General features: G+C 57.0%; 2 protein-coding genes. Both read left to right on the forward strand.

Going from position 1 to position 12,639, the window contains the following annotated elements; genetic code table 11:
* A partial coding sequence (locus tag TH5_RS24395; RefSeq protein WP_114124046.1) for a polyketide synthase occupies nt 1-5,311 on the forward strand: 5,311 nt, incomplete at its 5' end.
* Nucleotides 5,311-12,639: non-ribosomal peptide synthetase (locus tag TH5_RS24400; RefSeq protein ID WP_114124047.1), on the forward strand; the 7,329-nt coding region annotated here is incomplete at its 3' end. The genes TH5_RS24395 and TH5_RS24400, both read left to right, overlap by 1 nt.

Raw genomic sequence — 12,639 nt, forward strand, 5'->3', positions numbered from 1 at the left:
GGGCGGCGGTGCCTTTTTCAACAGTCTGGACGGGGCAGAACCCTTATCTTTTGCCGGGCTCGATACACGCCGGGTCAATATCTATAACGGGCCGGTCACCGACCTTGGCCTGATCTATATGATGCAGGCCCTAAGCCCGGACAGGCAGGAAGCCGAAATCATCTGGCAATATGATACCGCTTGCCATGATGTTAAATCCGTTACCCGCATCGCCCACCGTTTCCGTAATTTCCTGTCCCGTGCACTGGACGATCCGGAACAGGAAATTGCGACGATTGCCGCACCGCCATTGGACGAGCTTGCCGTTATCCGCAAACTTGAAAGCGGCACGGCATTCACACGACCGGTTCCCGAACGACTCATTCCTGACCGAATTCAGCACGCCATATCATCACGCCCCGGCGATATCGCGCTGATCACCGATGATGGCTGCGAAGTCACCTTTGCAACGCTGGGCCAAATGGCCAATGCCGTTGCGCATCACCTGCACCAAAGCGGGATTGTAGCAGGTGACTTTGTCGGCATGAATGTCTCGCCGAGCGCGCAGCAAATTGCCACTGTGATCGGCATCCTGAAATGCGGGGCAGTCTGTGTGCAGCTCGACCCGTTGCAGCCCGTAGAACGTAATGCGTCGATGACACGTCATCTTGATTGTCGACTGGTTTTGAGTGACAGCACCGACGCATGGCGCGAGATCGGCAACACCACCATCACGGTGAAGGATATCAACACCGTGCCGGGCATTGACGGCAGAACCGTCTTGGAAGATGTCCGTGCCGATATTTGCGGTGACGATATTGCCTTTGTCTTCCATACGTCGGGTTCAACCGGACAACCAAAACCGGTTCCCGTTCATCACCAATCCCTTGCCGACAAGATCGACGTCGCCATTGCGCAATTCGGCATCGGATCACATGAAAACGGCAATCCTGAAATTATGGGACTTTTCCCATCGCTCGGATTTGATCCGTGGATGCATCAATTCTGTGTCGGGTTGATCTGCGGCCATCGTATGTGGCTGATGACCCATGCGATACTCAGCGACGGACATAAATTCTGGAACGGCGTTGCACGGCATCATGTCACCCATATCATGTCTGTACCGTCATTTTATGAAAGCGTGATCGATGCCATTCCGGCAGATACCGATTTCAAATTGCGCCGACTGATCACGGGCGGCGAAGTCATACAGCCGACACTTGCCCGACGGCTTTATTCGGTTTTCGAGACGGTCGATATCTGGAACTGTTATGGCCCGACCGAAGCCACAATCCACGCCGCCACCCATCTGATCCCAAGGGACATCAAAACCAAACACATCCCGCTTGGCCGCGTCGACAAGGGCGCGTTTGTCCGGATACTTGATGAGGACGGAAAACGGGTGCCGCTTGGCGTCCCGGGCGAGATTTACCTCGGTGGGGCAGGACTTAACCGTGGCTATATCAATATGCCCGCCGTGACGGCGGAAAAATTTGTCACGGATCCGACCGGCGAGGCCGACGAAACCTTCTATCGCAGTGGCGATCTGGCTTCCTGGGGAGAAGACGGACTGCTTTACTATCACGGACGTACGGACGAACAGGTCAAAATCCGTGGGCAACGTATCGAAATCGGGGAAATCGAATACCGGCTTTCGCACGTGCCCGGCGTCGGGCGGGGTGCTGTCTTGTACGTCAAAAACAACCATGGCGGCGAACTGATCGGCTATCTTTTGCCGGACGGGAACCCTTCGAAACGCCCCGACATTGGAACCGTGCGTAGCGAACTGGCGCGACATCTGTCCGACGCCGCCGTTCCGACCCGCCTTGAATGGGTAGAAACGCTTCCTTTGCTGCCATCGGGTAAAATCGACCGCAAGGCTCTTGCCGAATTCGCTCAGACCCCAGGCGGAAAACAGCCTGTGGTCCAGGAAACATCGCCCCCCGCATCCCGTAAACCCGATCAGATGCGCATCTATCAAATGGCTGAAAAAATTGCCAAAATCTGGATGGATCTGATCGAAACAGACGAAATTGAATTTGATACCAACCTGTTTGAAGCCGGTGCCCATTCATTGCTGGTACCGCGCGCGCAGTTTGCCCTGTCAAAACTCGCCGGGCGCAACATTGCATCTGTGGAAATATTCCAGCACCCGACGATCAATTCCTTTGCCCTTCACATGTGTGCTGACGACGAGACAGTTCCCGAAATCGCAAAAGCCGAACCGGTAAAGACCCAACGCAATGGGTCTGAAAATCATGACATTGCAATTATCGGCATGGCGATGCGCCTGCCCGGTGCGGATGATCGCGATGCATTCTGGTCGATACTGGAAAACGGGGTCGATCAGATAAAGGATGTTGATATTTCGCGTCTGCGCGCAATGGGTGGCGATCCGTCGGCACTGGAAGACGCCGATTTTGTCGCCCGCCACGGGATTCTGGACGATATCGATATGTTCGATCCAGCGCCCTTTGCCATGACTGCGGGCGAAACCATCGAAACCGATCCGCAACAACGCCTGCTGCTTGAAGTCGCCCTTGGTGCGCTGGAAGACGGGGCTTGTGATCCGGCGCGTGACGGCCCGGTTGGTGCCTATGTCGGCGTCGGTTTCCCGACCTATCTGGTCGACAGTCTGGAGGATCGCCTGCGCGCCCGCCCCGATGCAATCAGATATGGCATGACAATTGGCAATGACAAGGATTTCGCTGCCACACGGCTGGCTTACAAGCTGAACCTGACCGGCCCTGCCATCGCATCCTCGACCGCGTGTTCAACCGGCCTTGTCAATATTGCACTTGCTGTTGATGCATTGCGATCCGGTCAGTGCCGTGTCGCTCTTGCCGGTGGGGGGGCGCTTGGGCTTAGCCCGGCCGGGGGATATTATTTCACACAGGGTGGCATCGGATCGCGAAGCGGTGTCTGCCGCCCGTTTGACAGCAAGGCCGATGGCGTTGTAGGTGGCAGCGGTGCGGCCATTGTCCTTCTGAAACGTCTTGATGATGCCATCGCCGACAGGGACACCATCCATGCGGTGATCAAAGGTGTCGGAATGAACAATGACGGCTCGGCAAAAGCCGCCTTTACCGCGCCCTCTGTCGATGGTCAGGCAAAGGCTATTCAAACGGCCCTTGCCGATGCCCGGATAGATCCAGCCACCATCCGCTTTGTCGAAGGCCACGGAACTGCAACCGCGCTTGGCGACCCGATAGAAATCGCCGCGCTGAATAAAGTTTTTGCCAAAACCGATGCAACGCCAACGCATCCGATCTGGCTTGGTTCGGTCAAGGGCAATATCGGCCATCTGGACAGTGCCGCCGGAATTGCAGGTCTGATCAAGACCGTATTGGCAATCCGCCATCGGGTATTCCCACCAACCTGCCATTTCAATCGACCGAACGAAAACCTTGGTCTGGATCAGGGACCATTTCGAATAAACAACACCGTTCAGCCATTGGAAAATGACGGCGACAAGCCGTTGCGCGCCGGTGTCAGCAGCTTCGGGGTTGGTGGCACCAATGCTCATATCATCATCGAAGAAGCTCCCCGTTTCGATGAGCCGACATCACCCAAGTCACAAAACGATATTCCCCATGTTCTGCCCTTCTCGGCAGCAAGCGAACCCGCCTTGCAAAAACTTCTGGAAAACACAGCAAGCTGGCTTGACCGCAACGGATCAGACATTGCGATATCCGATGTCGCAAAAAGCCTGTCACGGCGGCACGCCTACCGGTTCCGGACCGCGATCATTGCCACAAATATCAAGACTGCGATTTCCGCCCTGACAAACCCGAAATCACCCGCACGCCATCAGACCGTTGCCCAACGTAATATCCCGTCCATCACCTTCCTGTTCCCCGGTCAGGGATCACAACGTCCGGGTATGGCCGCCGACCTTTATGAAGCAGATCAAACTTCGGCAGCGTTGATCCGCAATGCTTGCGAGCAAGTGGCACGGACCGGTGGCCCCGATGGTCTTTTTGAATTACTGACCGTGCGTGATGAAAGCCCGGCAACCTCAAACCACATGGCACGCACCGAAATCGCCCAGCCCGCCCTGTTCATCTATGAATATGCGCTGGCAAACTGGCTGATCGAAAACGGCATTTCACCCGCCGCACTGGCCGGGCACAGCATTGGCGAATATGTCGCAGCCTGTATTGGTGGGATCATGTCCTTTGACGATGCGCTTCGCCTTGTGGTCACGCGCGGTCACCTGATGGGGCAGACCGAACCGGGATCCATGTTCGCCCTGTCCATGACCGAGGCCGAAGTCGGTGATCTTCTGTCGGCCTTTGGCCCCGATCTGTCGATGGCAGCAATCAACGGTCCACGTCAATGCGTGGTGGCTGGTAGCAACGATTGCATCGACGCACTTGAAGAACACATCAAATCACAGGGTAAATCCGGCCGTCGGCTTGTGGTTTCGCATGCATTCCATTCCCGCATGATGGAACCGGTTCTGGACGAATTCCGCAACGTGGTCGCCAAAATCGGGCTGAATGCACCAACCCTTCCGATACAGTCCAACCTGACGGGCAACTGGCTGACAGCCGAAGACGCCACCAATACCGATTACTGGGTTCAACATCTGCGCAATGCGGTGCGCTTTGCCGATAACATCAAGGGACTTCTGGCCGAAATGCCCGAAACGATCATGGTCGAATGCGGCTTTGGCAACACGGCAAGCCGCCTTGCCATTGTCAATGGCACGCCGACCGGCAACAGCATTGCCCTGCAACCGGCCCCTGGCCCCGACACCACCCGAAATACAAATGCCGCAATCACCGGATCAACCGCACTGGCTGCGGCGATTGCCCGGCTTTGGGTCATGGGAACGTCGCCCGACTGGGACCGGGTGAACCAAACCACCAACGCCCGCCGCATCCCGTTGCCAACCTATGCCTTTGACCGGCGCCGGTTCTGGCCGGATAAGACAATCACCACGACCGCCGATCCGAAAACTTTCTCCGTCTCCGCCGCCCCGGCGGAGACCACAATGCCCACGGCACAGGATGCGCCGGATATCCAGTCCGACACACACGCGCAATTTACCATCCAGGCGGTCTGGCGCGATATGTTTGGCGATCCGGCAATCGGTCCGGATGATGATTTCTTTGAACTTGGCGGGGACTCATTATTTGCCGTCCGGATCGCGACACGGCTTTCCGAAGTCCTGAATGCCGAAATTCCCGCCGCCGTAATGTTCGAAGGCCGCACGGTTTCGGGTATTGCCAAGCTGATTGCATCCTTTGACACAAACAGCGCACCGACCAACATCCCGCCCGCGCCAACGGCCCCCCTTTCGACACGCGAACAGGGAGTGCTGTAATGAATACTGATCAGTTGTTACGCCGCACACAAACAGCACGCGACCTGCTTGATAAACTCCGTCAGCGCGACATCGTGCTAAGCCTGCATGCCAACGGGCGCGATCTTTGTTTTGATGCACCGACTGGTGCGTTTGACGATGACCTGAAATCCGAAACCCGTGACCTGAAGGCTGAAATCATCAGCCTGCTACGCGCACCAGTCGAACCGGAAAATAAGGGTACCTCGGCAGGACCGATCCTCAAATCCTTCCCGGCCCATCCCGCCATCGAAGGACAATGGATTGCAAGGCGCGATCAGCCGATAAACGCCAATTACCACATCGTTACCGGCTTCCCCCTCCCGGAAGGAACCGGTTTTACCGCCGTCCGTGATGCGATTGACGCTATTGTCAAACGCCATGATGCCCTCCGGTCCACCTTTGTTGAACAGGACGGCCAACTGATCCAGCGTGTGCATGCCCACATGCCGGTAACGGTGCGCAAGATCGAAACTACCCGTGAAATCCGTCATGGTCTTTTTGATCTCGCAACCGGTCCTCTGGCCCGGTTTGGCTATATCGAACAGGACAACGGACAAGCCCCGCAACTGATCATTGCAATTGATCATCTGTGCTTTGATGGCCAGTCGATCATGTTGCTGCAAAAAGAGCTTCGTGGCATTCTTGCCGGAGACACCCCCGGAAACATCCCCGATATCGAAGAACTTGTGCGCAATGCGCATCGCAATCTGGATCGGGAACGCGGCGAAATCGCACGGAACTTCTGGTCGGCACGAACCGATAAACTGCTATCCACCGGACTGCCTGATGACCCGTCGGCGGATCGGAAAGGTGGTGGCAAACGGCTTTTGATCGAGCTGACAGGCGCTGACGCCGACGCTTTCGCAAAGCTTGCCAGCCATACCCGCAAAACGACCCAGACCACACTCTGGGCGTCGCTCACCATCGCCGTGATCGCCCGGCACAAGGAAAACGGCACAGCCATAATCGGGCTGCCCTTTGCCGGCCGCAGGGATAAGGAAACCATGCAGTCGATGGGCTGCTTTGTGAATGTCCTGCCCGTCGCGATCAAACCGGATATGGCAGATAACCTTGATGCCCTGACCAGACAGGTCGGGCACGAGGTCCTGTCCATACTCGATGTGCAGGATTATCCCCTGTCACGTCTGGTTCACGATCTGACAAAGGCGGCACAGGGCCCGACCGGCCAGCCGTTCGATGCCGTCCACGTAATGGAAATCAGCGACAGCCCCTTCGTGATCGAAGATCTCGACTTCGGGGCGGGCAAATTCCCCCTGATGGTCGGCATGACGAAAAATGGCGCGGAAACATCTTTGGCCGTCGAGTATCAAAGCAACATCTATGGCGAAGCATGGATCGAACGTTTTGCAAAACGTTTCCTGACCTTTGCGCGTGCGCTTGCCCAAAACCCGGAAATGCCGCTTGGTCTTGTGGATATTCTTCCCGAAGACGAACGCGATCAACTATCCATCTCGCTCAACGATACCGCATCGGATTACCCGCGTGACTGCGGCCTTGGCGAATTGCTCGCCCGGCAGATCACAAACCCAGCCAACGCGGGCAAGATCGCCCTGCAGGATCGCGATCAGAAAATCACCTATAGTGCTTTGGGGCAGCGGGTCGCTGCCATTTCCACAGGGCTTGATGCTCTTGATGTTACGCCCGGCTCAATCGTCGCCCTTGCCGCGGATCGTTCGCTTGATGCGATTATCACCCTTCTTGGCATTGCCTGGCACGGTGCGGCTTATCTACCGATTGATAAATCGCTGCCGGGTGATGCCATTGCGACCCTGATGGAAGAATGCGGTGCCAATGTTCTTTTGTGCGACAACACCGAATTTGATCGCCTGTCGGGCATTTCTGGTCGCGTTCGCATCGCACATCTTCCCGACGCCAACGCAACATCAAATGCATCCTTTGCCAAACGTGCGGGCGATGATCTGGCCTATGTCATGTTCACATCAGGCTCGACCGGTGCACCCAAAGGGGTGCTGATCCCCAACCGGGCTGTCGCCCGTCTGGTTGTAAACAATCGGGCCCTTGCGTTTGATGACACCGATGTCATGGCACAGGCCGCATCGCTTGGTTTTGATGCCGCAACCCTTGAAATCTGGGCCCCGCTTCTGAATGGCGGCAAACTGGTTCTGATCGATAACGAAACCCTGTTTGATCCAGCCGCCCTGCAGAATGCCCTTAAAGGTGGCGGTGTGACCACCATGTGGCTGACCGCAAGCCTGTTTAACCGTATTGCCGATGATGCGCCAGGTTGCTTTGCTCCGCTCAAAAGACTGCTTTCCGGGGGGGAGGCACTAAGCCCCCTTCACTTACAAAAAGTCATGGCCGCCTGCCCCGACCTTACCCTGATCAACGGCTATGGCCCGACGGAAAACACGACCTTTACCTGTATCCACCCGATCACGCCGCACGATGTGAAATCGGCAAACATTCCGATTGGTCGGCCGATTGGCAATACGCGCACCTATATTCTTGATGCCGGCGGGCAACCCGTTCCGACCGGGGTCTGGGGTGAACTTTATGCCGCGGGCGACGGGCTGGCGCTGGGATATTCCGGTGCGCCCGAACGCACCGCCAAGGCATTCGTCACGTTCGATCATTTACCCGAAAACCGCCTTTACAAAACCGGCGACCGCGCGTGCTGGCGGGCGGATGGCGTGATTGAATTTGGTGGCCGTCGTGACGGGCAGGTCAAAATTCGCGGGCACCGGATTGAAACTGCCGCCATTGAAAAACGACTGAGCCAGATTGACGGCATTCGCAATGCCTGCGTGATGCCTGTCGGAAATGGTGCCGATGCCTTCCTTGGTGCCGCCATCGCCGCCGATCATGATAACAGCCTTGTCTGGATGCAAATCCTTGGCCGCAATCTGCCCGATTACATGATCCCTGAACGGTTTGCCGTGCTGGATCATCTGCCGGTCAATGTAAATGGCAAGGTGGATCGCAAACAGCTTCTTGATACCCTGACGAACACAGCACCACTTGCCCCCCAAACCGGCAACGCCGCCACCAGCAACGAACTGGAACAGATCGTTGCCGAACAATTCAGGGCCCTGTTTGGCAACAGGGACATTACAGCATCGTCGGATTTCTTTGCCCTGGGCGGGCACAGCCTTGTCGCAATGCGTCTTGCCGGATTGCTCGAAAAATCCACCGGCATTCGCCCGAAACTTCAGGATATCTTTGTCGCCCGGACAGTCGGCGGGATAGCAACCCTGCTTGCCAACCATAAACAGAATGGCAAACAATTCCTGATTCCAAAGGCAGACGGCCCGAAATTCCCGCTTTCAAGCGGACAGGCGCGCCTTTGGGTTCTGCAACGCATGCAACCCGACATGGCAGTTTATTCTGTCCCGGCCGCGTTTGAAATCAATGGCCCGATTGATGCCTATGCCTTGCAGGCCGCCCTTCATAAACTTGAAGAACGGCAACATGCGCTGCGTCTGCGTTTCAAATCCGATCCGCATCATCCCGATGGCGTCAGCCAGTATCTGGCACCGGTCGGTTCATGGGTGCTTGGCCGCCACCAAATGGACGAAGGCCCAGCCCGCCTGTTCATCGCGCGCGAAACCGTCCGTCCGTTCGACCTTGAAAACAAACCATTGGCACGGGCCGATCTGATCACACTTGCCCCCAATCGCCACTGGATGCTGGTTTCCCTGCATCATGCGATTTGTGATGGCTGGTCTATGCCGACATTGCTGCGCGATCTTGCCGCCCTTTATGCCGTCGAAACCGGCAGCCCCGCCGCGTCCTTGCCGGAGCTCGACCGGCATTACGAGGATTTTGCCAGCTGGCAACATGGCTATTTAAGCTCGACCGACGGCAAGGATTTGCTGGCCCGCTGGAAAGAACGGCTGTTGCCCCTGCCTGAACCGCTGGCCCTGCCAACGGATCGCCGCCGGCCTAAGGCACGGCGTTTTGCGGGTGATTTCCATGAAATTGCCTTTGGCGAGGACACCGCGCACCTAATTAATGACGCGGCGGATCGGCACGGCACAACCGCCTTTTCCATTCTGACCGCTTTGGTGCAAATCCTGATGTATCGCCAATGCGGGCAGACCGACATCCCGCTTGGCATGCTGGTGGCGGGCCGCGAACAGACCGCCCTTGATGACGTGGTCGGCTTCTTTGTGAACACCGTTGTCCTGCGACAGAATGTCGATCCTAACGCCGGATTTGACGATCATCTGGCCCAAACCGGCAAAACCATCATTGATGCCTTGTCCGATCAAGCCGCCCCGTTCGAGGATGTCGTTGCCGCCGTCAATGCGCCGCGCGATCCTGCCCGCAATCCGCTGTTTGATGTTCTGGTCGCCTGGCAGGACAGCATCCCCGACCTTGGCAAGCTTGGCGATGCCGAACTCTCGCTTCTGAAAACCGAATTCCCGTTCTCGAAATTCGATCTTGCATTCTATTTCAGCAAACAGAACGACGCCCTGCTTTGCCAAATCGAATTTGATACCGACCTGTTTGACAAATCCACTATTCAGGCGATTTTCAACCGGCTTGAAATCCTTGCTGCTGCGGCCCTGTCCACGTCATCAAGCACCAAGATCGCCGAATTGCCGATTTTGCCCACAGACGAGCGCGCCCGGATTGATCAATTCAATGCCACCAATCTTGACCTTGCGATTGAACGCAGTATTTCCGAACCGTTCCTTGATCAGGTCCGCGCCACACCAGACGCACCGGCTGTTGCCGGAACGTCTGAGACCCTAAGCTACGAACAATTCGCCCGTCGTGCGGCCGGGATTGCCGCAAAACTGCGCGCGGCATCAGTCGGGCCCGGCGATGTGATCGGCCTCGCCGTCCGTCGTTCGGTCGATATGCTGGCTGCCATTCACGGGATCCTTCTATGTGGGGCGGCATATAGCCCCCTTGACCCGGATCACCCCGAACAGCGCCGCGCGGATATGCTTGATGATCTTGGCTATCCGCGCGTCATCACCACCGCCGATCTCGCGCATCTGTTTGACCCTGATAATGTTTTGATCATCGATGGCACCGAAGATGCCGATATCCCTGATGCGATCAACGCACCCGATGATCTTGCCTATGTGCTGTTCACATCCGGCTCGACCGGTCGCCCGAAAGGTGTCGAAATCGCCCATCGTGGTGTCCTGAACCGTATCCTCTGGATGCAGGATGCCTTCCCGATTGGCCCTGATGACGTCATTTTGCAAAAAACCCCGATCACATTCGATGTGTCGGTCTGGGAACTGTTCTGGTGGTCATGGACCGGGGCGCGCGTTGTCCTGCCCGATCCGGGTGTTGAACGCGATCCGCAACAACTGGCCCAGACCATTCGCGATCATGGTGTCACCACCATGCATTTCGTGCCCTCGATGCTGGCAAGCTTCCTGTTCTCGGTTGAACACGGGCTGGTCGATATCGAAAACCTTGGCAGCCTCAAACGCGTTTTCGCCAGTGGCGAGGCACTTGATCCTGCACTGGTAAAGCGCTTCAACGATCTGCTGTTTGATCGCTTCGGGACCGAACTGCATAACCTTTATGGCCCGACCGAGGCGACGGTGGATGTCACCTGGCATGCCTGCTCGCCGCTTGATAATCCCGATATCGTTCCCATCGGCAAACCGATTGCCAACACCACCATTCGCATCCTTGATGACAAACTGGGCGACATGCCGATTGGCGTCGCCGGTGAAATCGTACTTGGCGGGCCGCAAATTGCACGCGGTTATCGTAACCGCCCGGAACTGAGTGCCGAAAAGTTCCCCGATGATCCCCGCAATCCGGGCCATAAACTGTATCGCACCGGCGATCTGGGCCGCTTCCTTGCAGACGGATCGGTCGAATATCTTGGCCGGATCGATCATCAGGTCAAAATTCGCGGCTTCCGCATCGAATGTGGCGAAGTCGAAACCACGATTGAAAGCCACGATCTGGTTGAACGCGCCCTGGTCAAGGCAGTGCGGGTTGGCGACCTTGATGAATTGCATGCCTTTGTACTGGGTGACGGTGAACTGACTATTGGTGTCCTGCGCGATCATCTGCGCACCCGCCTGCCCGAATATATGATCCCGGCGCGTTTCTTTGCCCTTGATCACCTGCCTCTCACCAGTAGCGGCAAGGTCGACCGAAAGGCCCTTTCGGGGACACCGATGGCAGGGTCGCCAAAAGTCGCCAACCGGAAACCAAAACCGGCTATCGCGGCAAAGTCGGATGCCGACAACCATGATCTTGCAAATCTGGAACGGGTTCTGCAACGACTGTGGCAGGAAATCCTGCCCGGTGTACTGGCGGATCGAGAAGACGGTTTCTTTGATGTCGGCGGCAACTCGCTTTTGCTCCTGCGCCTGCATGAAAAAATCAATGCCCGCTGGCCCGGCAAGGTCAGCATCGCCGATCTGTTTGCCAGCGCCACCATCGCCCGTCAGGCCGAACTTTTGGCCGGGTTGAATATCGCAACCGATGATCTTGCAACGGCACAAGGTGCCCAGCTTGCCACCGACGAACCGATTGCGGTAATCGGCATCGGTCTTCAGCTTGCCGGGGCGGACGATATCAATACATTCTGGTCGGACGTCGCCCGCGGCACGGATCGCGTGCGTCCGCTTCCGCCCGAACGCGATCATGAAACCCGCGACATGATGGCCGCCATCGGCCGTCCTATTCCGAAAAACTTCCGCGAAGCCGCCTATCTTGATCGCATCTTTGACTTCGATCCGGGCCGTTTCCGCATGGCCCCGGCGGATGCCGCCCTGATTGACCCGGAACAGCGCCTGTTTATCGAAACCGCTCTGATGGCGATGGAAAATGCCGGTTATGGCGGGCAGGCCCTGCGCGGGAAAAAGGTCGGCATTTTTGCCGGTGGCGGGGCAAACCCGGCATGGCGCGTTGCTATGGAGCATGTCGCACGCGACAGGGCCGAACAGGTCTTTGCCCTTAACGTGCCGTCGAACATGGTCACACGCCTGTCCTTCCTCAAGGACTGGCACGGTCCGGCAAATATCATCGATACCGCCTGCTCGTCATCCTTGGTCGCCGTCCATCAGGCCTGCCAGAATTTGCGAAGCGGCACATGCTCCATCGCCCTTGCCGGCGGTGCAAAACTGATCCCCTGCCCGCCCGATGCCGATGGTGGCTTTACGATTGATTCTTCCACCGCACGCACCCGCGCCTTTGACGATGCTGCGGATGGCACCGGCATGGGCGAAGGCAGCGTTGTTTTTGTCCTCAAACCGCTTGGCAACGCCATCGCCGATGGCGATCCCGTCCATGCCATCATCCGCGGCAGTGCCGTCAATCAGGACGGCGCCTCAAGC

Origin of the sequence: Thalassospira xianhensis MCCC 1A02616 (assembly GCF_003326475.1) — a bacterium.
Lineage (GTDB): Bacteria > Pseudomonadota > Alphaproteobacteria > Rhodospirillales > Thalassospiraceae > Thalassospira > Thalassospira xianhensis.